General features: G+C 39.9%; 24 protein-coding genes. 13 read left to right on the plus strand and 11 right to left on the minus strand.

Features of this window, described 5'->3' with window-relative positions; translation table 11 throughout:
• Positions 1-6 precede the first annotated feature (6 nt).
• Complete coding sequence (murG, locus tag AC1PJ9_RS05410; protein ID WP_311087257.1) at positions 7-1,104, minus strand: undecaprenyldiphospho-muramoylpentapeptide beta-N-acetylglucosaminyltransferase; 1,098 nt, start codon at positions 1,102-1,104, stop codon at positions 7-9.
• A gap of 237 nt (positions 1,105-1,341) precedes the next feature.
• Complete coding sequence (gshB, locus tag AC1PJ9_RS05415; protein WP_311087258.1) at positions 1,342-2,286, minus strand: glutathione synthase; 945 nt, start codon at positions 2,284-2,286, stop codon at positions 1,342-1,344.
• A gap of 160 nt (positions 2,287-2,446) precedes the next feature.
• On the opposite strand from gshB, the gene AC1PJ9_RS05420 reads away from it, so the two are divergent.
• Together AC1PJ9_RS05420 and AC1PJ9_RS05425 are read left to right on the plus strand one after the other, a co-directional pair.
• Complete coding sequence (locus tag AC1PJ9_RS05420) at positions 2,447-2,659, plus strand: DUF1737 domain-containing protein (RefSeq protein ID WP_311087259.1); 213 nt, start codon at positions 2,447-2,449, stop codon at positions 2,657-2,659.
• A 225-nt stretch (positions 2,660-2,884) separates the two neighbouring features.
• Entirely contained in the window at positions 2,885-5,074 is a 2,190-nt protein-coding gene (locus tag AC1PJ9_RS05425) for a TonB-dependent receptor (RefSeq protein WP_311087260.1), read from the plus strand.
• Positions 5,075-5,145: 71 nt separating this feature from the next.
• Here AC1PJ9_RS05425 and AC1PJ9_RS05430 read toward each other — a convergent pair whose 3' ends face one another.
• Positions 5,146-6,999: a N,N-dimethylformamidase beta subunit family domain-containing protein gene (locus AC1PJ9_RS05430; RefSeq protein WP_311087261.1), complete on the minus strand. Its 1,854-nt coding sequence runs from the start codon at positions 6,997-6,999 to the stop codon at positions 5,146-5,148.
• A 443-nt stretch (positions 7,000-7,442) separates the two neighbouring features.
• On the minus strand, positions 7,443-8,093 hold the full coding sequence (gene pyrE / locus AC1PJ9_RS05435; protein ID WP_159137701.1) for an orotate phosphoribosyltransferase: 651 nt from the start codon (positions 8,091-8,093) through the stop codon (positions 7,443-7,445).
• A gap of 38 nt (positions 8,094-8,131) precedes the next feature.
• Between pyrE and AC1PJ9_RS05440 the strand changes: the two genes are divergently transcribed.
• Both AC1PJ9_RS05440 and AC1PJ9_RS05445 read left to right on the plus strand, forming a co-directional pair.
• Entirely contained in the window at positions 8,132-8,956 is an 825-nt protein-coding gene (locus AC1PJ9_RS05440) for an exodeoxyribonuclease III (RefSeq protein WP_049066069.1), read from the plus strand.
• A gap of 456 nt (positions 8,957-9,412) precedes the next feature.
• Positions 9,413-9,763 carry an arsenate reductase gene (locus tag AC1PJ9_RS05445; RefSeq protein ID WP_039245949.1) on the plus strand — a complete coding sequence of 117 codons (351 nt, stop codon included), beginning with the start codon at positions 9,413-9,415 and terminating at the stop codon, positions 9,761-9,763.
• Between the two features lie 38 nt (positions 9,764-9,801).
• Here the strand turns inward: AC1PJ9_RS05445 and AC1PJ9_RS05450 are convergent, their stop codons facing one another.
• The gene (locus tag AC1PJ9_RS05450) at positions 9,802-10,239 is read right to left on the minus strand and encodes a DUF2147 domain-containing protein (RefSeq protein WP_004704906.1); all 438 of its coding nucleotides are present in this window, start codon (positions 10,237-10,239) and stop codon (positions 9,802-9,804) included.
• Between the two features lie 149 nt (positions 10,240-10,388).
• On the opposite strand from AC1PJ9_RS05450, the gene AC1PJ9_RS05455 reads away from it, so the two are divergent.
• Entirely contained in the window at positions 10,389-11,300 is a 912-nt protein-coding gene (locus tag AC1PJ9_RS05455; protein ID WP_311069954.1) for an alpha/beta hydrolase, read from the plus strand.
• Between the two features lie 176 nt (positions 11,301-11,476).
• Positions 11,477-12,670 (plus strand): sensor domain-containing diguanylate cyclase, encoded by a 1,194-nt coding sequence (locus AC1PJ9_RS05460; RefSeq protein ID WP_263614831.1) that lies wholly within the window; start codon positions 11,477-11,479, stop codon positions 12,668-12,670.
• Here AC1PJ9_RS05460 and dsbD read toward each other — a convergent pair whose 3' ends face one another.
• The 4 genes from dsbD to AC1PJ9_RS05480 all read right to left on the minus strand — a co-directional run bounded on the left by dsbD (position 12,671) and on the right by AC1PJ9_RS05480 (position 16,335).
• Positions 12,671-14,482, minus strand: a complete 1,812-nt coding sequence (gene dsbD / locus AC1PJ9_RS05465) for a protein-disulfide reductase DsbD (RefSeq protein ID WP_311087262.1) — start codon at positions 14,480-14,482, stop codon at positions 12,671-12,673.
• A 17-nt stretch (positions 14,483-14,499) separates the two neighbouring features.
• On the minus strand, positions 14,500-15,267 hold the full coding sequence (locus AC1PJ9_RS05470) for a transporter (RefSeq protein WP_263614833.1): 768 nt from the start codon (positions 15,265-15,267) through the stop codon (positions 14,500-14,502).
• Between the two features lie 12 nt (positions 15,268-15,279).
• Positions 15,280-15,825 (minus strand): ankyrin repeat domain-containing protein, encoded by a 546-nt coding sequence (locus tag AC1PJ9_RS05475; protein ID WP_263614834.1) that lies wholly within the window; start codon positions 15,823-15,825, stop codon positions 15,280-15,282.
• 159 nt (positions 15,826-15,984) lie between these two features.
• Positions 15,985-16,335 carry an HPF/RaiA family ribosome-associated protein gene (locus AC1PJ9_RS05480; protein ID WP_263614835.1) on the minus strand — a complete coding sequence of 117 codons (351 nt, stop codon included), beginning with the start codon at positions 16,333-16,335 and terminating at the stop codon, positions 15,985-15,987.
• A 252-nt stretch (positions 16,336-16,587) separates the two neighbouring features.
• Between AC1PJ9_RS05480 and puuE the strand changes: the two genes are divergently transcribed.
• The 5 genes from puuE to AC1PJ9_RS05505 all read left to right on the plus strand — a co-directional run bounded on the left by puuE (position 16,588) and on the right by AC1PJ9_RS05505 (position 20,715).
• A complete protein-coding gene (gene puuE / locus AC1PJ9_RS05485; protein WP_311087263.1) occupies positions 16,588-17,553 on the plus strand; it encodes an allantoinase PuuE in 966 nt (321 codons plus the stop codon).
• A gap of 100 nt (positions 17,554-17,653) precedes the next feature.
• A complete protein-coding gene (gene uraD / locus AC1PJ9_RS05490) occupies positions 17,654-18,157 on the plus strand; it encodes a 2-oxo-4-hydroxy-4-carboxy-5-ureidoimidazoline decarboxylase (protein WP_311087264.1) in 504 nt (167 codons plus the stop codon).
• Positions 18,154-18,477 carry a hydroxyisourate hydrolase gene (gene uraH / locus AC1PJ9_RS05495; protein ID WP_174744295.1) on the plus strand — a complete coding sequence of 108 codons (324 nt, stop codon included), beginning with the start codon at positions 18,154-18,156 and terminating at the stop codon, positions 18,475-18,477. The genes uraD and uraH overlap by 4 nt, the downstream gene beginning before the upstream one ends.
• Before the next feature lie 23 nt (positions 18,478-18,500).
• Complete coding sequence (locus AC1PJ9_RS05500; protein ID WP_311087265.1) at positions 18,501-19,868, plus strand: nucleobase:cation symporter-2 family protein; 1,368 nt, start codon at positions 18,501-18,503, stop codon at positions 19,866-19,868.
• A gap of 121 nt (positions 19,869-19,989) precedes the next feature.
• Positions 19,990-20,715, plus strand: coding sequence for an outer membrane protein OmpK (locus tag AC1PJ9_RS05505; RefSeq protein WP_263614839.1), 726 nt, complete (start codon positions 19,990-19,992; stop codon positions 20,713-20,715).
• A 54-nt stretch (positions 20,716-20,769) separates the two neighbouring features.
• On the opposite strand, the gene hpxO is transcribed toward AC1PJ9_RS05505, so the two are convergent.
• Complete coding sequence (gene hpxO / locus AC1PJ9_RS05510; RefSeq protein ID WP_311087266.1) at positions 20,770-21,927, minus strand: FAD-dependent urate hydroxylase HpxO; 1,158 nt, start codon at positions 21,925-21,927, stop codon at positions 20,770-20,772.
• A 199-nt stretch (positions 21,928-22,126) separates the two neighbouring features.
• Here hpxO and alc point away from each other — a divergent pair, with 199 nt between their 5' ends.
• Positions 22,127-23,137: an allantoicase gene (alc, locus tag AC1PJ9_RS05515; RefSeq protein ID WP_311087267.1), complete on the plus strand. Its 1,011-nt coding sequence runs from the start codon at positions 22,127-22,129 to the stop codon at positions 23,135-23,137.
• The gene (locus tag AC1PJ9_RS05520; RefSeq protein ID WP_311087268.1) at positions 23,134-23,637 is read left to right on the plus strand and encodes an ureidoglycolate lyase; all 504 of its coding nucleotides are present in this window, start codon (positions 23,134-23,136) and stop codon (positions 23,635-23,637) included. The genes alc and AC1PJ9_RS05520 overlap by 4 nt, the downstream gene beginning before the upstream one ends.
• A 134-nt stretch (positions 23,638-23,771) precedes the next feature.
• On the opposite strand, the gene parE is transcribed toward AC1PJ9_RS05520, so the two are convergent.
• Positions 23,772-25,655 (minus strand): DNA topoisomerase IV subunit B, encoded by a 1,884-nt coding sequence (gene parE / locus AC1PJ9_RS05525; protein WP_213689131.1) that lies wholly within the window; start codon positions 25,653-25,655, stop codon positions 23,772-23,774.
• Positions 25,656-25,661: the final 6 nt, after the last annotated feature.

Here is a 25,661-nt window from a genome sequence, read left to right on the forward strand (position 1 = left end):
ATCCGATTACATTTTTTGAATAAGATCAACCACATGCTGAGTTGCATTTGGTTGGGCATGTTGACGCGCTTTCACTGCCATTTCTGTAAGTAATGGGCGGTTCATCAACGTGGTAAACAATTGATTTAAAACTTCTGGTGTCATGGTCGATTGCTGGCAAATTTTTGCAGCGCCGACATCGGCCAGAAATTTAGCATTTGCAGTTTGATGGTCATCTACCGCGATTGGAAGCGGTACAAAAACTGCTGCAACACCAGCGGTTGCAACCTCTGTTACTGTGAGTGCTCCAGCACGACAAATAATCAGGTCTGCTTCGCTATACGCCTTTGCCATATCTTCAATAAAAGGCAAAACCTGTACAGTTAAATTTGCTGGCGCATCTGCATACAAAGCTTGAGTCGCCTCAACTTGTTGCTGACCACACTGATGGAAAATATTCAGTGGAACTTGAAGTTGTTTTAATGCTGGAGGTAAACGTTCATTGAGTGCTTTTGCACCTAAAGAACCGCCTACAATTAAAATATTTAAGGGTTTACCCGCTTGCTCACGCTCATCGTAACGCCACTTTGGGCTTAAGATATCAGTGATCTCGCGACGTACCGGATTTCCAGTCGTTACCACTTTTTCGCTAGCAGGAAAAGTATTTGGAAATGCTTCACACACCACTTTAGCCACGCGTGATAACTGTGCATTGGTAAAACCAGCAACCGCATTTTGTTCATGAATAAGAACAGGAATACCTAATAAGCGCGCCGCCAAGCCACCAGGGCCTGCAACATAACCACCAAAGCCAGCTACCGCGTCAACTTTAAGCTGTTTCATATAGCGCATTGCGCTAAAAGTTGCTTTTAAAATTTTAAAAGGTGCAGCAACTTTACGGACTAATCCATTGCCACGAACACCTTGGATATCAATTTGATATATTGGAATATTTTGATCTTTTAATAACCGATTTTCCATACCTGTTGGCGTGGCTAACCATGAAACCTGACAACCTTGTTGTTGAAGTTGTTTGGCTACGGCGAGGGCTGGAAAAACATGTCCACCTGTACCGGCAGCCATCATCATGACATGTTTGGGTTTGCTTTGCTGTGAATCGGTCACGGTCTAATTCTTCAACTCAAAAAACAATGGAAATTGTCATCTATTTTTGTAGCCGTTTATTTTAATCCTAAAGCTTCATTAACGAAAAGCTAATTTCACTCGTTTATAACAGAAAGATGTGCTTTTTTGAAAATATGCCTACAAAGCTGTGGTGTATTTAGTATTGTTATTTTATTAATTCATATATTTTCAGGTGATTTCCAATAAATACCGCTGAAAATCACCTGAAATAAATAATTAAGCTGTACGGCCAGCTTCTAATACATCAAATAGATCATCGGCAATTGATGTACCAAATTGAGCATCAATTTCGCGAATACAGGTTGGACTAGTGACATTAATTTCAGTGACATAATTACCAATCACATCTAAGCCTACAAAAACTAAACCTTTTTCGCGTAAGAAAGGCCCGATTTTCGCTGCAATCTGCTTGTCATTTTCAGTAAGTGGTCGTGCTTGACCTAAACCACCTGCCGCCAAATTCCCGCGCACTTCACCATTTTGCGGAATACGGGCTAGACAATAAGGAATAGGCTCACCATTTACCATTAAAATACGCTTATCCCCTTCTACAATTTCAGGAATATAACGTTGTGCCATAATTGGACGAGTACCTAATTCTGTCAGCATTTCCAAGGTAGAACCAATATTTACACCATCTTGGTATAAACGGAAAATTCCCATCCCACCCATACCATCAAGCGGCTTAACGATCACATCGCCATGTTCTTTAATAAATTCACGAATCAAGCTCTGCTGTGATGTCACAAGTGTAGGCACTTGTAGCTCTGGAAATTGCGTAGCAAAGAGTTTTTCATTGCAATCGCGCAGTGATTGAGGCTTGTTAATAATCCATGAGCCTTCACGCTCAGCTTGCTCAAGCACATAAGTCGTGTAGACAAAATTCATGTTAAAAGGCGGATCTTTACGCATGAGCACAACATCATAAGCAGCAATAGACTCTTTTTTCTTTTCACCTAGCTCATAGTAATGGCTGTAATCTTCAAAGACCTCTAAAGGAGAGATTAAACCGTAAGCTTTACCTTGATCGATATATAAATCTTGCTGTAATGCATAACCTAATTCATGTCCACGACGGCTCGCCGCCCACAACATTGCCATGGTTGAATCCTTTTTAAGGTTTACGGTTTCAATCGGATCCATGACGACAAGTACACGCATGCTCAAGCTCTTCTTAAAATTTAAATTAGCATGAGTATAGCTGAGATTTTTCACTGGTTTTTCTTAATTTCGGTAAATCATTATCTGTTATTTCTTGATCGGGAATTTAAGTAAATTCAGTTAAACTATGAGCATAAAATATTATTTTTAAAGGCTAAACATGAAACTTTATCGCTATTTAACTGGCCCCGATGACTCAGCCTTTTGTGCACGAGTGACTAAAGCACTCAATCACGGTTGGGAATTACATGAAGCACCAACCATGACCTTTAACGGTACTCAAGTCATTGTGGGGCAAGCCATTTGCAAAACAATTGATGAAAATTATGATCCAGAAATGGATATTTTAGATGTTCTCAAAAACAATGCTTAACTCCCCGGGTACTTTTAGCCATAAAGTACCCTCATCAAAACCCTATTCATAAATAAAACTAATCATTTCATTCAATCGAATTTTTAATAAATAAATTATATTTTAAAAATCAATTATTAAAAAACAATCAATGTAATTTTGCAGGCAATAGTTCTTTTATTCTGAACAATTAAATGATTATAATTATCATTTATACTTTTATTTTTGTTAACTGATTTTATTTTTATGTTAAGAATTTCTATATCATCTCCCCAAATTAAGCGTCTTTTCCCGCTGAGCTTACTCAGTTTAATGATTTTGAATATTCAAGGTGCCTATGCAGAAGACTTGACTGACTCATCATCGAAAGTGGCGGCTACCATGCCCACCATAAAAATTGAGGCTATGAGTGAGCTAGACCCGATTAAAAGCTATATCGACTATGATAAAGCCAATGTCACACGTAATGGTTTAGACAAAAAAGATATTCCCCAAACCATTGATACCATTGATGTGCAGAAATATAAAATTTATGGATCAAATGACTTAAGCGTTATGTTGCAAGGCACCCCTGGCGTATCAACCAGTTACGATATGCGCGGTGATGGCATCACGATTCGCGGTTTTGGTGCTGACACAGGCGATATTTACCGTGATGGCATACGTGAAAGCGGACAAGTACGTCGTAGTACAGCAAATATCGAACGTATCGAAATCTTAAAAGGCCCCGCTTCTGTTTTATATGGCCGTAGTGCTGGTGGCGGCGTTGTGAATATGGTGAGTAAGTTCGCCAATTTTGACTCTAAAAGCTCAGTTGGCGCATATGCGGGTTCATACGATAACTACGGAACAACCGCTGACATCAACCAAGTACTTAATGACAATTTAGCAATACGTTTAACTGGTGAATATGGCGAGTCAGGTAGCTTCCGCTCAGGTATCAAAAATAAAATTGAGATGCTCTCTCCAAGCTTTACCTATAAAAATGACGATGGAACACTCACTTGGACCACACAATATACCTATGACAAATTAGGTCGAGTTCCTGACCGTGGGCCAACACGTGACAACTTGCCTGCGGGAACTTCAATTAAAATGGGATTTTCCCAAGACGCTGATTATGTTGATGATATTTTGCAAGTCGTTCGTACCGATGTGAATTATGAATATGCGCCTGATTGGAACTTCCACTGGGCGGCAAGTTACCGACAAGCAGAACAGAACTTTGACCACTTTTATTTTGGAACTTATTGTGGTTTAGATGGAAAAAACTCAAAGAATGAGACTTGTACAAAAAAAGGTTACATCGATCAAATTTACTACTGGCAACAAACCAGCAACAAGACCACAACCAATACATTTGATATTAAAGGAAAGTTCAAGACAGGCCAGCTTGAACACCAAATTATGGTCGGTACAGACTGGACGTATGAACAACGAGAACCACGTCTAGCCAATAAAACTCAAAATGGGTCGGCCATTTATGGTTACGTTAATCCAATCACTGGTGAACGAGAGTACAGTCGTGGCAATGGCCCATTAAAAATTAGTCAGCATAACTATAATGAAGGCACAACTTACGGCGTATTTATTCAAGATTTAATTGGTCTAAATGACCAACTCAAACTCATGATGGGCCTACGTTATGATTACTTTGACTTTTCAACTACCAATAAACTTAACAATGATCATCGTAATGTAAAAGACAGTAGCTTTAGCCCAAATATGGGTTTGGTATGGCAACCCGTTCCAGAGCATAGCTTTTATACGTCTTACTCTAAGAGTTTTGCACCATTTGGAGGGCAAATGGGTGTTAACCAAGTGACTGGCAGCACCGATGTCACAAAAATGGATAAAGAGCCTCAATATAACGAGCAATATGAAGTTGGGGTAAAAAGTGAATGGTTAGATAATCGGTTAAATACTCAATTTTCTGTCTTTGATATTCGTAAAAATAATATTCGCTATAAACCGAACCCTGACAGTGAACCAGAGGTATGGGCAACTGCTGGTCAACATCAATCTCGTGGTCTCGAATTTAGTTTTATTGGCCGTGTACTTGATAATGTCTTTGTTCGCGGTGGGTATGGCTATACCGATGCCAAAGTTAAAGAAGACAATCAAAACCCTGAGCGAGAAGGCAATTATTTAGCCAACACTTCTAAAAATACGGGTAATTTATTTGTTCGCTATTTACCAACTGAACAGTGGTATACCGAAGTGGGCGTGACCTATGTCGGGTCTTATTATCCAAATATTAATAATCAGGTAAAAATGGAAGGCTTTAACCGTGTCGATGCGGCGATTGGGTATAGTGCAGACCCGTGGAATGTCACACTTGCGGTGAACAATTTAAACAATAAAGAGTACTGGCGTTCAGACAGCATGCCAGGCACACCACGTAATGTGTTATTGCGTTTGAATTATCAGTTTTAAGTAAATATTAAAAAGGCATACCCCTATTTTAGAGGTATGCCTTTTGTTTTAGATACTGTTTTTGTGTCATCTTAAGGCTGGCGTAGCCCATAAAGATCAATTTTCCAAAGAACATTCTGCGTTGTAGCAACAAAGAGTACTGATTCAACGACTGCCAGACCAGCAGAATAATTACAGTGATGAATATATACCCAAGCAGTACTTTCACTAATATAGTCTGAATTTGTACGTAACAAGCGATTATCTGTAGTCGAAGCAAAAAGGATATCCCCATATGCAGTCATTGCATTTATGGTTGCATCTTGCGTAAATGCTGTCATCGCTACCCATGATGGTGCTGTTCTGGTTGCAGGCGCTCTCCACAGTGTTCCTAGATTATCGACCGCATAAAGCATCCCACCTGTGGCAGCCAATGCCTTGGTTCCGCCACTAGGTCCAGCCCCCATCGAAGTCCAAGCTTGCCCCACCTCAGAAGCAGGATACCACCAAAGTTGATTATCAGTTGTAATGCAGTAAAGGGTATCTCCAAGGGCTGCCATTGCACTGACATAATTCGCATAACTAATATCACGCCAAGGTATATCTGCGCCAAGTGGGTAACGTTGAGCAAGCCTATTCTGTGATGTGGCTATGAAAATTTTTCCATACAGTGCTGTAAGGGCACGAGAATTATACGCATAACCAATATTTTCCCAATCCCATGTTATACGTTGTTTGAGATGAGAAAATACGTTACGTGTGATCGTAGTTACAACAGAATCACTTCCCAAAACAGATAACCAATCCGTTGTCCCGGCATTAAAAACTGTGCCATTGTGAGAAAATATACTCATTGTCGCACGTCCAGGCTTGCCAGTCCATGAACGCATGTCTGCCGAAGCTAGTACAGTCGTAGTCAGAGGTGTATTTTGATCGCCTGTAACACGGGGATAGCCTTCTACTTCATCCACATAAGCTGCAGCATCAACCTCATAGGTCATAAATGCTGAAGTTGTAGTTGCCGGGGAAACACCGTTGAACACCCAATGTCCTGGAAACCGAATAGTATATGCTACTGTTGATGATGTTCCGCAATAAGCTCCATCAGCAAAACCACTAGCAAGAAATGAATTTTGTGGCCGGTTTAATGGTGGTTCTGCCCATGCTACAGTTGTATCATAAGCATTTAAGTTAGGATCATTACCAGCATATTTGTAGAAAACAACCATACGATTCCCTTGTTCTAACCTTACGGCTCGATAACAAGTATTCCCAGAGAGTACGATCACGTTCCCCCCATTGGCAATAAACTGCTCTGTCTGGTCTCTCATTGCTCGCGTCCAGTACTCATCATGTCCTGCAATGATCAAACAATCATAATTAGTGAGTAGAGTTGAGATACTATGAAGGTCCACACTCGAACAATATTCGATCGGTATCCCTTCTGTTTCAAGCCAACGAATAAGTATAGACTCAGGCCCGTTACTTGCAGGAGTACCACCTGATCGGTTAAAGGAAACTTTGCTCGCACGAGTCCCCGCCCCTCCGCTGTTGAAATCATATAAACTCTTACCGCCCGCTGGATTGTAAGCAGTTGGTGTTAAAAATGAGATTTGTAAAAGAACTTTTGAAACCGCTGCTTGAGTGGCTGGTCGAATCACAAAAGTAAGTACGTCCTGTCCCGAATAAGCTAGCCGATATAGCCCAGGAGGCCAATTCGAAGGGATATTAAACGTTACTGAAACTGGCCAACCGAATCCTTCCCATGGGTTTGTTGCAGGAAGTGATCGGGTAAAAAGAGTTGTAGAGAGTGTTGATGATACTGTAGTTGTTCCTATACGCTCTACGGTTAAACTGGTTATCCCAGGTGAATCAGTACTGAGATAAAAACTTATTGAACTTCCTGGTAAAGCGGAAGTTGCTGATGAATATCCTGAAACTGCCATATCTCCACCTCGTATCCTTATGAAATGAAAAACTGGAAAATTTTCTACATCTTTTAAAGCTTTTATATATAAATGAGCTGATTTCTAGCATTCGTCAAGATCAATAACTTAGGACAATTTTTTAAAAATAAAAATTATTAAATTTTATTATTCATCAGTAATTTATATATTTTACCAAAAAGAAAAAAAACACTTCAAATTATCAATTTTAAGTCTTAAATATTGATATATGTTTCATATGAATTTTATAATAAAAATGGACCAAAAAATAAAAAATCAAAAGGTTATTTAGTAATAAAAATCAAATTATTAGTTAATAGTTTATGTTCTTTAACAGAGAAACAAATATTTCGTAGGGTTTTTACTGCATTATTCATATTTCATTTAAGAAAAATTAATAATGAAAAAGGAAGCTTTACGCTTCCTCTTTAAATTATTAAAAATCAAATTCCATATTTCTCGCGGTAAGCTTGCATATTGGCTAAAGCTTCTTTTTCGTCTTTTCCATCTAAATAATCCATTAAGTCCTTCATGGTAATGAGGGCATGCACAGGTATTTCTAATTCTTTTTGAACTTCTTGAATTGCAGAAAGCTCACCTTGGCCACGCTCCTGACGATCTAGCGCAACCAAAACACCAGCAATGGTTGCACCCGCATTTTTCAAAATCGTTACCACTTCACGAATCGCTGTACCTGCAGTAATTACGTCATCAATAATCCAGACTTTTTTACCTTCAACCGCAGCACCTACTAAAACACCACCTTCGCCATGATCTTTCGCTTCTTTACGGTTAAAACCCCATGGCACGCTCTTGTTATGTGTTTGCGACAAAGCAACAGCAGTCGCAGCTACAAATGGAATACCTTTATAAGCTGGGCCAAAAATCACATCAACATTTTCGCATTGTGTTAATTTATCAGCATAGCCTTGTGCTAAAAGAGATAAAGCTTCACCATCGTTGAGTAGGCCTGCATTAAAAAAATAAGGACTCACGCGTCCAGATTTTAAAGTAAACTCACCAAATTTAAGCACACCGCGTGATAATGCGAGTTCGATAAATGCTTGCGGGTTAAATGACACAGGCGTTGTCATGAGGTGCTCCAAATTCACAATTGAGGTTAAATTTTCGCATGATACCAAAGGATCAGTATCCAAGTGATGTAAAAATTCTTCGAGTCGTTTCCATTAACGTAAATGGCTTACGTTCTTCAGTAACGAAAGGCTTACTTGAATGGTTAGAACAATCCGATGCCGATGTCGTATGCATGCAGGAAAGCCGCATTACCCATGAACAATGGACTGAAAAGTTTAGACCCGAAGGATGGCATACCCATCTTTTTCCAGCAGAGCGTGCAGGTTACGCAGGTACCGCAATTTATAGCCGCTTACCCTTTGTCTCTATTAAAGATGGTTTAGGGTTCGAGTTGGCCGATAGCCAAGGCCGCTTCATTTCTGCCGAATTCGATTTAGGTTTGTCACATCCCGTACATATTGCATCATTATACTTACCTTCGGGCTCAAGTGGTGAAGAAGCGCAAGCACGTAAAGATTTATTTTTAGGTGAATACGCAAAAATCTTAAAACAATGGCGTGATGAGAATAAGTCCATCATTATTTGTGGCGATTACAATATCGTTCATAAACGAATTGATATTAAAAACTGGTCGGGTAATCAGAAGTCGTCTGGCTGTTTACCGCATGAGCGTGCATGGCTTGACCATATTTATGATGAACTTGGCTATGTAGACACTTTCCGTGTTGTGAGAACAGAAGCAGAGTTGTATTCATGGTGGTCAAATCGCGGTCAAGCGCGTGCGAAAAATGTAGGTTGGCGTATTGACTATCAAGCTTGTTCACCAGACTGGAAAACACGTACAACAAATGCATGGGTCTATAAAGATCAATGGTTTAGCGACCATGCCCCTGTGATTATCGACTATAAAATTCAAGAGTAAGTGAACAAGTGTTCACTTGCATTGTCGTTTTTGCTTACAACACATGTCGTTTTTGAGTATTTTTCTTACACACGTTTAACGGCATTATAGCCCCACGGCACAGGGAAGCAGTCAGGATGACGCAAAAGGATAGGACGCCGTAGGAAGATAAAATAAACTTAGATTAAGTTTATTTGCAAGGATGTGACAATGGACGTTGAAATGAGACCCGCATGATCAGGATGATTAAATGCGGGTTTTCTCTTTTCTATCTCTTATTTTTTGCGCTAAGTTCTTTTAGTTTTCTAGATTCTTCTTATTGAGTTCATTATTACCTTGTCTTATGACAATAACATGACATTCTTTATTGTTTTAATCATTATTTTTCATTTGTTTTAAAAGTATCTGTATAAAGTAGTCCTCAAATGCATTTTGGGTTAGGCTGTGTGTTCTTTCTTTTTGACATGGTCCGATAAAATGTTAAAAATTTATGGTATTAAAAACTGTAATTCAATGAAAAAAGCATTTGATGCCTTACAAGCAAAAGGTTTGAGCTACGAATTTCACGATTATAAAAAACAAGGGATCGATGCCGATACCTTGAAAATCTGGTTAAAAGAAATTGGACAAGATACCGTTCTCAACAAGAAAGGAACCACGTGGAGAAAACTATCTGAGGATGAACAGACGCGTGCATTAAGCAGTGAAGATCATCTTATCGAAGCTTTAATTGCTCAGCCAAGCTTAATTAAACGACCAGTTCTACAGACCTCTAAAGGTTTTCTGGTAGGTTTTGATGAAACTGCTTATCAAAACTTAAATGCATAAAAAAACGAGCCAAATGGCTCGTTTTTTTATTTAAACTTTTAATTCGCACGAATCCAAGTTTGGTTGCGACCCAATGCTGAAACACCAATATAGCCACGCAATTTAAGCTTTTTGCCGCCCTCAGCCAACTCACCTTTTAATTTGTAAGTTTTGCCAGATTTCGGGTCTAAAATTGTACCGTTTTCATAACTGGTACCACCTACATTTTTTAGATTATGTACAATGGTCACACCTTTAAGCGGTTTGTTTTTGTACGGGCCTTCACATTTTGTACACGAATTTTCTTCACCTGGTGTCAAAATGTTTTGAATGGTTGCAGTTAAGGTTCCATCCTTCTGTTCCGTAAACTTTACTACGGCTTTGGGCTTATTGGTTTGGTCATCAATCGTTTTCCATACCGTTCCGTTTAGTGGGTCAGCCGCATTGGCAAATGCAGCCATACCAACAAGTCCTAAAGCTAAAGCAATCTTTTTCATTTTTGTAATATCCTTGGGTCTTTCAAGACTTCAGTATTCAAAACTCGCAACGATATTGCAATTTTTGAATGTGACTGTTTCGTGTAACCTTGTAACCTTGAAAAATAAAATTTATAGGGAAACAAGTTATTAACATAAGCGGATACTATATGAATATACCAAGCGTTTTAAAATATTATTTAACAGAAACATTTCTTAAAACAGCAATTCGCAAGCCAAGTCAGTTGAATTTACCTCCAACTGCCCTGCGTCCTATGCTTGAACAACTTTGCCGAGCATTTCCAAAACAAAAAAATGTAACTGTTCGTCCGATCCGACTTGCGGGTGTCAAAGGTGAAGAGATTAAAGCTCAGGATTCAGCAACCCAGCTTATTTTTCATATTCACGGCGGCGCTTTTTTTCTTGGCAGTGTCAAAACACATCATGCATTCATGACGGATTTAGCAGCCCGTACTCAAATGCAAATTATTCATGTGGACTATCCGCTTGCTCCCGAACATCCATATCCTGAAGCAATCGAAGCATTATATGACGTGTATCAATCGTTATTAGTTCAGGGTATCCAACCCAAAGATATTATTTTATCGGGTGACTCATGTGGGGCCAATTTAGCTTTGGCACTTTGCTTACGCTTAAAAGAACAACCTGAACTCATGCCAAGCGGTTTAATTTTATTATCACCTTTTTTAGATTTAACCCTAACCAGTGAATCTTTAAGATTTAACCAAAAACATGATGCCCTACTTTCTCTTGAAGCCCTGCAAATTGGTATTCAACATTATATTGGCAACCATATTGCAGCAGATGACCCACGTGTTTCGCCCATTTTTGATAACTTAGAAGGTTTACCGCCAACATTAGTTCAGGTCGGTTCTAAAGAAATATTATTAGACGATGCAAAACGCTTTAGAGAAAAAGCTGAAGAAGCAGGTGTCAAAGTACATTTTAAGCTTTACACAGGTATGTGGCATAACTTTCAAATGTTTAATGCGTGGTTCGATGAAGCAAAACATGCGATGGCCGATATTGCTGAATTTGCTCATGAACTTGATAAAACTTAATTAAAATAAATGAAGTGATGAGTGTGAAATACTTCTCACTTCATATTAGTTATAAAAACCTTAATCTTAAGGTTTAATGAATAAATCATGATATGTTTAGGTTATGAATCATTCCAACTCTCCCACTTTAGGATGATCTAAAAAAGACATCTCTATTTAGGAGTTCCTTTATTATTATGAAAATTCGTTTAATCACTCATCCTATAAATAAAATAAAACAGGTGGTTCTCGAATTCATCCATAACAACCATATTATTAACTGGACGCCTTTACAAAAAAGCGCACTGATGCTTGTACTCGCCTGTGCAATGAATTTCAGTTGGATTTTATGGAAAGGCTATATTTTAATAACACCCAGTATTTGGCAATGGGCAAACTTGCCTTTAGTCGAGTCACAGCTCTGGCTCAACCTATTGACCTTATTTTTATTAGCATTACTGATTATTCCGTGTTATCGCTACAAAGACCAAGACTGGGCACAAAGAATTATTCCTCTTATTAGCGTACAAGTCTTTATGCTCATGCTGTGCCATGATGGATATTTAATAGGAAGTATCAGCCCTGCCACAATGGTCGGTTATGTAGGTACGATTGGCGTAGGTTTGGTTTTATTTGAAAGAAAAATTGTTTATAGCGCCTTTATACCAGCAACAATTATTTTAGCCGTATGTACTTATTTAAGTATGAATGGCGTTATACCCTACGCTCCACTATTTAACTTCACGGCAATCCGACATGCTCAAACCAATCCTTTTTGGTTAGGAAGTATGCTGTTTTTTATTATGCCGATTTTAGTCGCCTGTTTTATTTTATTTGAAATATTGCTGACCCAATGGCGCCAACGAGAAACCTATATTCAACGCTTAAGCCAGATCGACCCATTAACCAATGTATTAAATAGACGTAGTTTAAATACCCATCTGGAAGCACTTCACGAACAACAATTCGATTATGCTTTAGTACTTCTCGACATAGATCATTTTAAAAAAATTAATGATGTATATGGACATCATCAGGGCGATCAAGTCCTGATTAAAATTGCTCAATGCTTGTCTGAGAACTTACGTAATGAAGACATTATTGGTCGATTTGGTGGAGAGGAATTTATTTTAGTACTTCCGCATACTGATATTATTCAAGCGGAAAAAATTGCAGAGCGTTGCCGACTTGCCTTACAAGAGTTATCTATTTTCAACAATCAAAATATCCAGATTCATGTAAGTGCAAGCTTTGGAATTAGCTGTTCCGCTTTTGCAAACGATCCATACCTTGTCATTCGGCAGGCAGATGAAGCGCTTTATGCGGTAAAAGCTTCAGGACGCAATCAAGTGCGCACTTTTCACCAATTACCACATATAGAGTCAATTTAACTATTTAGCCTTCGATAAACTTGCAAGCTGTTGCAACAGCTCTTGCTGACTAAATGCACCTGTTAAACGCAAAGAACGAATTTCTTGTTGATGCTCATTTAAAAACAGATAAGTCGGTGGCCCAAGAATATTCCACTGCTTGAGTAGAGCTTCATGTGAATGATCATAATGACTCAAATCAAGCTTAATGAGATAGTACGGCGCAAGAGCTGACTGAACTTCTGGTGCTTTTAAAATACGATGCTCAATAGGCTGGCAAGCCACACACCAATCTGCATAGACATCAACCACAATAGCCCGATCAGTAGGGGCTGCTGCTAAAATTTTTTGAAAGTCCGCAGCTGTTTTCGCAACGTGCCATTCAGCCATGTGCTCGGAACTTTGCAAACTGCGATTTTGTATGTGTTGATACTGATTATAGGCAACAAACGGAGTAACCAATAAAAGTAGGAGTGCATAGAGCCACTGTAACTGCCCTTTTTTCCAAAAGAACTGATAAAGTGCGTAGGCAATAAAAGCCAGCCCTAGCAATAAACTAAGCACTTGCATGCCCCAATCTGGCAATAAAGGGCGAATAAAATAAAGACTTAATCCCAACATCAGAAAAGCAAAAATCACTTTAATCTGATGCATCCAGTCGCCTGCTTTAGGTAAAAATCTTGCACCTAAAACACTCGCGATGAGTAAAGGAATTCCCATTCCAAAGCCTAGACAAAATAAAAGCAAAGCACCTTGCCATTGGTTTTGAGTTTGAGAAATAAATAATAAAGTTCCAGCCAAAGGTGCGGTCATACAAGGACCAACCAAGAGCGCAGAAACCACGCCCATAACACCCGCACCAACCAAAGTACCGCCTTGTTGCATAGACTGAATACGATCAAGTCGATTTAACCATGTTTGCGGTAAACGAAGCTCAAACAATCCAAACAGGTTCAATGCAAAAACTACAAACAGTAAACTAAACGCGATAAGCGTAGCAGGCTGTTGTAGCCAACGTTGGAAATTTAGCCCTGCTGAAGAAGCGATTAAACCTAGACCCGCATAAACCAATGCCATACTACATACAAAGGTAAGCGCAATCGTCCACGCTTTTAAGCCTTTATGCTCTCGAATAATCAGTGACGTTAGAATCGGGAGCATAGGTAAAGAGCATGGCGTGAATGCGAGCAGCATGCCTAAGCCTAAAAATAATAAAACACCATACCAAAGCGAGTGTTCAATTAATTTCGCCGACCAAATCTGGTCTTCTGCAATTTGTGGAGTAGTCGCATCTGCTTTAGTTTCTGAACTTGTCTGATTAGTTAGAGTTTCTTGAGACGATGCTTGTGTATTTGCCAAATCTAATAAGCGTTTCGGTGCTGCCCCTGCTTGGTTTTGCACACCAACCAATCCATCTGCATCGGTTTGAAACTCGATGGTTTGGGGTGGATAACAAATACGGTCTTTGGCACAGCCCTGCCAAGTGACACTATAGTGCTCTGAAGGCTTGGTTTTAATCTGGAAATTGATTTGATGATAATAAACCTGACTTTGCCCATAGTTCTCATCATATTGAGAAACTGCCTTAGGCAAATTCAAAGTTAAAGGTTGAGTACCCTGTTGTACGGTAAATTTATGCTGATACAAATAATAATTCGGCTGAATCTGCCACGATAATTTCGCAGTATGCGATTGTGGCGACTCAACCGAAAATGAAAAAGCCTGTTCTGGTGAAAGTAGCTTATCTTCTGCAAAAACAAACTGGCTCAATACAAAACTAGCAGCTGCTAGAAAATAAATAATTCCCTGAGAAATAAGCTTTTTCATTAACATCAATCAAGTTGGTTTTATCAGAATAAGAATGCCATACCCAAGCCACCATGGTAGCCTTTATCTTGACCCTCTAAATCGACACCTACACTTGCATCAAGTTGAGTACGTTTATTAACTGCATACACTAAGCCTGTACCTAAACCATATTGGTAGTCTTGGCTTTCAGCTTTACGGTAAACAAATTCAGAATAACCAGAAAGTTTGCCGGCAATTTTATAATTGATTGTTGGAATAGCAGTTACAGCCCAGTTGCTGTTTTGCACTTCGTAACGCATCGTAATTGCGGTATTGATCAAATCATCATACTGGTACGCTACTGCTGAGCTCAGGCTATAAATGTCGTCATGTGCGGTAAACTCATCATTACCCGTTGCAATGAGCGCTTGAGCCAACACAGCCATTGTTAAATTTTCATCATTTAAATCAATCGCTTTTTTTAAGCCGATGCTTACATCACCTAAACCAGAAGTATCTGTTTTTTTACCAGCACGTTTGGTTTGAGTCCAACCCGGACCTTGCCAACCTAATTGTAATTCTAAGTCTTTAGCCAAACCTGTACGGAATAACATATCGCCATGTACAGTTACGGTTTTTTCTTTCACGCCATCAACAGTTGATTCTGTATAAGTCGCACTTGGTAAACCTTGTTCCCAGGCTAACTGCCCCACTGGAGTGATACCTGTTCCAAAGCCTGAACCTGGACGGTCAAACGAGAACTCTGCGGCAAAAGTACTTCCTGCAGCAACAGTGGTCAGAGCAAAAGTTAAAATTTGAAATGTTCTCATTCTATATTCCAATCAAGTAGTTAGTTCTTTTGACATTTTTGCTCCATGATGGCGCAATAACTCTAGTGTTTCACGCTCTTCTTGAAGCGCTTCTGACCAATCTATTTCATCAAAATCACAATCAAAGAACAACTGACTGATTGAAGATAAAATGGTGAGTCCTTCTTCATCACGTGTGTTTGGATCAACTTTTTCATCAAGTAAACGTTGAACCGCTGGTGCGCATGCCGAACTTGCTGCATCCCATAGCGGGCCATAAAATTCTTCTGCATCCCAAAGATGAACATTTGCCTTAGCCTGAATTAAGGCTTCAAGGATATCGAGATAAACTTGTAATGATTGTTGCTTTTCTTCTTTTGATAAGGGAGTACCAGCTTCATAAGCTTCTGAGACGTCTTCCCACCATTTAAAAATTCCATCACAAATAATTGATACGGGTGGCCCTTGTTCCGGATCAATGAAATTCGGATCAAGCCCCTCAGCAAGTAATTTTTGTACTTGCGTAAGTTCTAATTCTTCTATGGCTTTAATTAAAGCCTGCTGCTGGGTGGTTAACATGACCATCTCTCAAAAATATATTAGCGCTATTATGCCTAATCTCTGATGAAGATTTTAGAGGTCAATGCTATTGCATTGCAAACCAAAAGTTGTGAAGAGTTTTTATCCGTCTTTTTATGCTCCATAAAAAAAAGCCCCGAAGGGCTTTTTAGCATTTTTTTAAGCTTCATCATCAATGAGTTCTGGTTGACCACCTCTCGGGTGCTCTTTTTTCTCAAAGGTATGTTCAAGACTACGTTTTAATTTTTCAATCGCGCCATGAATTGAGGCATCAATATTTCCTGCTTTATGGTGCACTGCAACTGGTTTCAAGCCAGCAGGACGTGCTTCGATCATACAGTGGATATCTTTATCGCCACCTTTGTCCCCATTTTCATCACTAAAATGAACCGAGAAATGCGTAATACGTTCGCTATGACGTTGGAATTCTTGAGTAAGTTCTGCACGTACATAAGTAATTAAACGTTCACTATTATGGATGTTTTTATCTGTGCGGATTTCAATATTCATAAATACCATCCTCTCTTTCTTACTGTGGATCTTTTCTATGCAAAACTTTTTTATGTTGGCATGTTTTAAGCATGCATGAACTGACTTCAATTGTACATTTTGATGGTGTAATGGTTTGTTATCTCCTGACTTAAACGTACTGCTTTTAATTTATTTTGAAGATCTTCATACCTTCAATATCAGTCCATCTATAAAAATATGCAAGCTGATTTTTTAAATTTTTATGAAAAATTGAACAAAAGGAGAGCAATTGTGACCGAATCTTATCTATCTGGAGCAGAACTTATTGAGCAGATTCAAAAGTCTCCTTATTCACGTGATTTAATCGGTTATCACGGTCAGCCTCCACAGGTGAAATGGCCTAACAATGCTAAGGTTGCCGTACAATTTGTGCTGAATTATGAAGAAGGTGGCGAAAAGCATATTGAGCATGGCGATGAGGGTTCAGAGCAGTTTTTATCAGAGATTATTGGTGCTGCAAGCTACCCAGCCAAGCATATGTCGATGGACTCTATGTACGAATATGGTTCACGTGCTGGTTTTTGGCGCATTCATAGTGAGTTCCAACGACGCAAGCTCCCAATGACTATTTTCGGTGTTGCCATGGCACTGGCTCGTAACCCATATATTGTCGAAGCGATTAAAGAAGCTGATTATGATGTGGTTTCTCATGGCTACCGATGGCTTCACTATCAAGACACCGACATTGAAGTCGAAAAACAGCACATGGAACAAGCCTTATCAATTTTAGAAAATTTGTTTGGAAATAAAACTATAGGCTGGTACACCGGACGCGATAGTCCCAATACCCGTCAGTTACTCGCAGAGTTCCCACAAATACAATATGACTCAGATTATTATGGCGATGACCTGCCTTTTTGGACGACTCTCACCAATGATGCAGGTTCATCACGTCCTCACTTAATTATTCCTTATACACTCGAATGTAACGATATGAAGTTCTGTTCACCGGGTGGATTTAATAGCTCAGAACAGTTTTTTCAATATTTAAAAGATAGTTTTGATGTGTTGTATGCAGAAGGTGAAACTGCACCAAAAATGATGTCGATTGGAATGCACTGCCGTATTTTAGGGCGTCCGGGTCGTTTTAAAGCCTTACAAAAATTCCTCGATTATATCGAAATGCATGATCGGGTCTGGGTGTGTCGTCGTCAGGATATTGCCGAACATTGGTATAAAAATCACATAACTCAATAATTGATTTTTAATTTTCTAAATTCTTAAGCAAATCTCAAATCACTCTTGGCACTGTTATTGCTAAAACTCTATATCGACAACAATGAGTTTAGGAATAACAGTGTTTTTAGCCGAGTTTAATCAAGCCCCACCCGACCAACTCAAGACTCTGTTAAACAACTGCGTCCATATTCCAACTTGGGCCGAAAAAATTATTTCAGAACGGCCCTACTCATCAACATCAGTTCTGTTAGGACATGCAGAACAATTAAGCCACACGTGGTCATGGCAAGAAATACAAACAGCTTTAGCAACCCATCCAAAAATTGGGGAACGACAGGCAAAAAAACAGCTTAATGCAAAAGAACAAAATTTTTCAGCTCAAGAGCAAGCTGGCATTTCCTTAGATGAGCAAACACAACAAGCTCTGCTACAAGGCAATCTCGATTATGAACAGAAGTTTGGCTTTATTTTTTTAATTAAAGCAGCGGGCCTTAGTAGCAACGAGATTTTAAAAAAACTTAATCAACGTCTTCAAAACAATTTAGCTATAGAAAAAGTCATTGTACATGAGCAACTCGCAGCAATTGCTCTATTACGTCTATCTCAGGAATTACACACATGATCAGCACTCATATTTTAGATACAAATTTAGGTAAACCCGCTGCACAGGTAGAAGTGAAGTTGTTCCATGCAGCAACTCATGAACTGATTGCGACCGCAACCACCAACCTAGATGGGCGCGTGAGTGATTTTGGAATAAAAAACTTAGGTGAAGGTGCTTATCAACTTGAATTTGAAGTTGCGCCTTATTTTTCATCACAGCAAATCAAAACTTTTTTCCCACGTGTTTGTATTCAATTTTTTATAGAAGACATCAATCAGCATTACCACATTCCATTACTCATTAGTCCGTTTGCTTACTCCACTTATCGCGGTAGCTAACGGAAATAAAATAGGAGAAAAATATGAATCATCGACAAAAGAATGCGATTTCTCCAGAGCATGAATATTTAGGAATTTCGAAAAGTTTTGCTTACGGTTTGCAGCATGTGCTGACCATGTATGGTGGCATTGTGGCTCCGCCCCTCATTATCGGAACAGCTGCTGGTTTAAGCTCGGCACAAGTGGGAATGCTCATTGCAGCCGCCCTATTTGTAGGTGGATTGGCAACACTCATACAGACCATAGGAACCAAATATCTAGGTGCAAAATTACCTCTGGTACAGGGTGTGTCTTTTGCGGGTGTGGCAACTATGGTGGCCATTATCACCACGGGCGGTGGTTTGCCTGCTGTCTATGGCGCGGTGATTGTAGCTTCTCTAATTGGACTTTGCCTTGCACCCTACTTTTCAAAAATCATTCGTTTTTTCCCACCTGTTGTGACGGGATGCGTTATCACGATTATTGGTCTATCTTTGTTACCCGTTGCGATTCGCTGGATGATGGGTGGCAACGATAAAGCACCGAATTGGGGAAGCGTCGAGAATATCTCTTTAGCTTTGCTGACTTTAGGCATTGTGATTGTTTTAAACATGCTGCCACAAGCTGGCATTCGCCGCTTATCTATATTATTAGCGATCGTGGCTGGCACTATATTGGCCTACTTCATGGGTTTTGGTGACTTCAGTCAGGTCAGCTCAGGTGCATGGCTGCAATTTCCACATTTATTTGCATTTGGTTTCCCTACATTTGAACTGAGTGCCATTTTATCAATGTTGATTGTGACCTTAGTGATTATGACGGAAACCACAGCCGATATTATTGCTGTAGGAGACATTGTAGGAACTGAAGTCGATTCAAAACGTATCGCCAATGGTGTTCGTGCAGATATGTTCTCAAGTGCTATGGCACCGATCTTTGGTTCATTCATGCAAAGTGCTTTTGCACAAAATGTAGGGCTAGTAGCAATTACAGGTATCAAAAGCCGATTTGTTGTGGCAGCAGGTGGTGTCATTCTGATTATTTTGGGACTATTGCCTGTTATGGGTCGCCTCATTGCCGCAATTCCTATGCCTGTACTTGGTGGTGCAGGTCTGGTCTTGTTTGGGTCGGTTGCGGCAAGCGGAATCCGCACTTTGGCAAAAATTAATTATAACGATCAGAAAAATTTGATTATTGTCGCGACTGCTTTATCGGCAGGAATGATCCCAATTATTAACCATGAGTTTTATGCACATTTTCCAGCTTGGGTACAAACTTTGTTCCATTCAGGTATTAGTTCAACTTGTATCTTTGCTATCTTATTGAATTTATTATTTAATCATTTACCTTCATTTCGTAGCTCATCTACCCCGCATTTAAGCCAAACCATAAACACCAGAAATACACATTAATAAATTAGTTTTTAGCGCCCCACTTCGGTGGGACTTTTTTTAACCGTTGATCAAATTTGGCTTCATTTTTGCTTAAGACCCTGTATCCTTAGCGTGCTTTATTTGGGGGGAGATCATTTAAATGCAATTAAAGCAACTTGCGGCTACTTGTGCCTTGTTATCTGCAACTGCCATGGTTCAGGCAAAACCAATTTGGCAAGATTTTAGCGTGACCGGTCTTTATGGTGAAAACTATGAAGTTGTAGACGCAAAAGAAACCACCATCACTTTGGAATATGCAGCAAAAGTTAAATATGCTGATGTGTTTTTCTTTATGGACCGCATGCGCGGTGAAGATGATCACAAAAGTACATATTTTGAGTTATCACCACGTTTAAGCTTGGGCGAAGTATCTGGCAAAAAATTGGCTTATGGTCCAATTAAAGATGTGCTCATTAGTACCACTTGGGAAAGTAACAGCGAAAATGGCAATAACTTCGATAACTTCTTATATGGTTTTGCTGTTGATTTAGATATTCCATATTTTAAATATGCGAATTTAAACTTCTACCGTGCAAACAATGAGAAAACTGACGATGATTATCAAATGACGTTCGTTTATGGTATTCCATTTAATATTGCATCTGAAGAATTCTTGGTTGATGGCTTCCTAGATTGGTCAACTGCTGAAGGTGACCATGCCAGCGAGTTAAACTGGACAACTCAATGGAAATGGAATGTAGGTAAACACATTTCTCCTGACACACGCCTATACCTCGGTATTGAGCACTCTGTGTGGAATAATAAATTTGGTTTACAAGGCCGAGACGAAAATAACGTCAGTGCTTTGGTTAAATACCACTTCTAAAATTTTTATTTAGAAGCATAAAACAGCAAGGAAAAACGCCTTGCTGTTTTTGTTTTAGTCGAGTGGATTACCGACAATATTACTAATAATCCCCTGCATAATATGTCCACCTTGTTCACGGCGTAATTCCGCATACCACGCTTGGGTAACTGTTTCATCTTTCATATGGGTCACATCACAACGTTTACGAGCACGAAGCACCAATTCATTGGCACGTTCATTACGTTTGTTTTGATAGCGACGTAAAGCATCCTCTAGTCCCAAAGTATTAATTTGCAAAGAACGCGCTAAATAAATCGCATCCTCCATGGCTTGGCAGCCACCTTGTCCAATATCAGGTGTGGTGCTATGGGCAGCATCCCCTAAAATCACCACACGACCTTTATAAAACTGAGCAAAGGGTTCAATATCATGGATTTCTACCCGATTGGTCTTTTGTGGGTCTAAGCGTTCAATGAGCTGCTGTACAGGCTGACACCAATCAGCAAAATATTGTTTTAAAAGTTGTTTATATTCATCTCGATTATTGTCTAGACCTGCTGGCAAAGGCACATCTAAAAAGAAGTAAAACTTACCATCTGCAACCGGCATCAGAGACGCACGCTTGCCTTCCCCAACATACGTCGTCCATTGCTGGGCTGGCGCTAAATCTTCAGAGATTTCAACCAAGCCATTCCAGTTCACATAACCTGCATAACGGCGCTGTACTTGATGACCCAGCACATAGGCACGAGTCAGTGAATGAGTACCATCCGCCCCAATCAATAAGTCAGCATGCGTTGAACTACTATCTGCAAAATGCACCTCGACATAATCGGTATTGTCTTCAAGGCTCACCATTTTTTTGCCTAGATAAATCTGGTCTCGTCCAAACTCATCCATCAGCATATTTTGTAAATCGGCACGTGCAACCGGATATGGTCGTTGTCCTACTTCTTCGATTAATGGCAATAAACTGAATTGTGTCATCACGTCGCCAGTTAAGCCATCGACATAGGCCAAGTCATCCATTTGTCCACCAAGTTTGGCGATTTTCTCGGTTAATCCCAGATAGTTCAGGCATTTCACACCATTCGACCAGAGCGAAATTGCCGCGCCTACCGGAAGAATCTTTTCAGTTTGTTCAAAAATGCGAACTTGGTGACCAAATTTCTTTAATGCAATGCCTGTGGTTAGACCTCCCATTCCCGCACCAATAATCACCACATTCATAACACGCTCCTATAGATATTCACCTATAGGGTGCTTATGCTAAAAACATGCCATCGTTCAAAATTTATTTAGCTTTTCCACAAATCTGGCATGCACCATGCTTATATATTTAAATGTAGAACTCGTCTCGGCACGCTCTGTGACAGCGCAGTTTTAAATGAAAAATCATGTTTTTAACAAGAAATACGGATACTCCACTATGGCAACATTGCATGCTCCAGCTTTTGAACTTCCTGAGATTTTGAATACCAAAACCAATTTGGCAGATGCCCGAATTGGTGCACAAGTCATTGAGTGTTCAGATGATTTCTTTGCAGAAGCAAAACGTATGCTGCAATTTGAAGCACCTATTTTTGTTGAAGATAAATTTGATGATAACGGCAAATGGATGGATGGTTGGGAGACCCGTCGTAAGCGTCACGCGGGCTATGACTGGTGTATTGTAAAGCTAGGAGTAAGTGGAAAAATCACTGCACTTGATATCGATACCAGCTTTTTTACAGGAAATTATCCTGCATCTGCCTCATTAGAAGCGTGTTATGCACCAAATGGTGATCTTACAGGGGCAAAATGGGAAAATGTTTTAAGTAATACTGAACTCGGCCCAAGTCAGCATCATATTTTTATGGTCAATAATGATGCACTTTTCACCCATATACGCCTCAATATTTTCCCAGATGGTGGTGTTGCCCGTTTACGTGTTTATGGGGATGTTCATATTCAGGTGACTGATAGTGAGCAAATGCTTGATTTATTGGCCCTAGAAAATGGTGGTCGCGTAATTGCCTATAGCGATGCGCATTTTGGACATCCACGTAATTTGATTAACCCTGGTCGTGGCATCAACATGGGCGATGGTTGGGAAACTAAACGCCGCCGTGCACCAGGTTATGACTGGTGTATTCTTGCGTTGGGTAAAAGCGGAAAAATTGAAAAGCTTGAAATTGATACGGCGCACTTTAAAGGCAATTTCCCTGCCCAAGTATCTATTCAAGCGGTTTACCTTGAAAATGCAACCGATGCACAGTTAATTCCACAAAGTATGTTTTGGTCTTACTTACTCGAAGCCCAGCCTATGCAAATGGACCATATTCATGAATATGTGAATGAAATTTTACAGCATGAAAAAGTCTCGCATATTCGTATTAACATGATTCCGGATGGTGGTATTAGCCGTGTTCGTTTATGGGGGAAAATTGCCAAGTCATGATTATAAATACTGTTCAAATTCAGCCCTTGACCATTGAGAACTTTCAGCCCTTCGGAGAAGTCATTTGTTGTGATGGGCATGATTTTTTTCATATTAATGATGCCCACACCGAGCGCTACCATGCACTGGTTGAAACTGAAATTGAGGGTGAAGCAAAAGCAGGGATCAGTATTTTTCGTAATATTAAGGCCAGTGTGTTACCTCTGCAAATTTCAATGCTAGAACGCCATCCAAAGGGTTCTCAGGCATTTATTCCATTACAGCAACAAAAGTTTTTAATTATTGTGGCGCCTGCTTTAGACCAGAATACTCCCGACATTTCCAAGCTCTGTGCTTTCGTTTCAAATGGAAAGCAAAGTATCAATTATCGGGCAGGTACATGGCATCATCCGTTGCTTACCTTTGAAGCGCCGAGTGATTTTGCGGTAGTAGATCGAATTGGAAGTGGCGCAAATTGTGATGTTTTTCAATTTCCACTTGCTATAAAAATTACGACTTAAATTAAAATATACAGATCTGTCTATTTTAATTTAATGGCCGAAACACCAATAGCAGCAACTGTTGTAATGATTACCTAAAATTTAGGTTTATATAAAAATCCCCGCCTATTGAGCGGGGATTTTTTAATTCTATTTTAAACCGTGATATCAGCTAAGTTACCTTTCTGCTCAAGCCACTGCTTACGATCTGCCGAACGTTTTTTTGCAAGCAATTTATCGAGCAAACCTGCTGTTAAATGGACATCATCTAAATCAAGCTGTACCAAACGACGCGTGTTTGGATCCATCGTGGTTTCACGAAGCTGAATCGCGTTCATTTCACCCAATCCCTTGAATCGGGTAATTTGCGGATTACGATTACCTTTAACATTTTTCAAAATGGCTTCAAGTTCATCATCATCAAGCGCGTAATAAACATCTTTACCAATGTCGATACGGAACAATGGTGGCATTGCTACAAATAAATGACCTTCTTCGACCAAAGCAGGAAAGTGTTTAACGAATAAAGCACAAAGCAAAGTGGCAATGTGTAAACCATCCGAGTCGGCATCGGCCAAAATACAGATTTTGCCATAACGTAGTTCTGACAAATCATCACTGCCCGGATCTACACCAATCGCAATCGCAATGTCGTGAACTTCCTGAGAAGCCAACACTTCATCTGAAGAGACTTCCCATGTATTTAAGATTTTTCCACGAATTGGCATGATGGCCTGAAAGTTTTTATCACGCGCCTGCTTGGCACTACCACCCGCCGAGTCACCCTCGACAATGAATAGCTCACTTTCTTCACGCGTTTGGCCGACACAGTCTGCCAACTTACCCGGTAAAGCTGGGCCAGAAACAATCTTTTTACGCTCAACCTTTTTCGCGGCTTTTAAACGACGACCTGCTTTAGAAATCGCCATTTCCGCAAGTTGCATAGCAATTTCAGCATGTTGGTTGAGCCAGAGTGCAAAGGCATCTTTAGCAATATTTAAAACAATATTTGATGCTTCACGACTTGAAAGACGCTCTTTGGTTTGACCAGAGAATTGTGGTTCTTGGAACTTGAGCGACAAGATATAGTTCACGCCATCCCAAACATCTTCTGCCGAAAGTTTAAGATTACGCGGTAACAAGTTACGCAATTCACAGAACTCACGTAATGCCTCGGTCACGCCTGAACGTAAACCGTTCACATGCGTACCACCTTGTGCGGTCGGAATCAGGTTGACGTAACTTTCTTGAACCTGCTCACCGCCTTCTACATTCCAGCAAATCGCAAACTCACAGGCTGCGCGATCTGCTTGTCCACTACTTACAAATGCAGGGTTTGGCAAAATTTCGCGGTCTTGTAATTCATCCATCAAATAATCGACAAGGCCATTTTCAAATTGCCATTCGATTTTTTCATCATTAATTTGATCGATATAAGTAATTTTTAAACCAGCTGCTAAAACAGCTTTCGCTTTTAAATTATGTTTAAGTGCTTTTAACGCAAATTTTGGACTATCAAAATATTTAGCTTCGGGCCAGAAACGTACCGTTGTACCAGTCGCGCGTTTTGGTGCTTTGCCTTCTAGCACTGCCAAAGGCGCAACAGGTTCACCTTGCTCAAAAGCCATCTGGTATAAATTACCCTGACGCTGAACTTCTACCTCAACACGAGTTGATAAAGCATTTACAACCGAAATCCCCACACCATGCAAACCACCTGAAAACTGGTAGTTATCGGTGCTGAACTTACCACCAGCATGCAGCTTGGTCAGAATGATTTCAATACCACTTTGGCCATATTCAGGGTGAATATCGACTGGCATACCACGGCCATTATCTTCAACCGACAACGAACCATCTTTATAAACCGTGACACAGATTTTGTCGGCATGACCAGCTAATGCTTCATCGACAGCATTATCAATAACTTCTTGGGCTAAATGGTTTGGACGAGAAGTGTCGGTATACATCCCCGGACGACGACGAACAGGGTCTAAACCGGAAAGAACTTCAAGCGATTGAGCCGTATATTGTGTCACGTTGTA

It is taken from the genome of Acinetobacter sp. 70_2 (assembly GCF_056736115.1).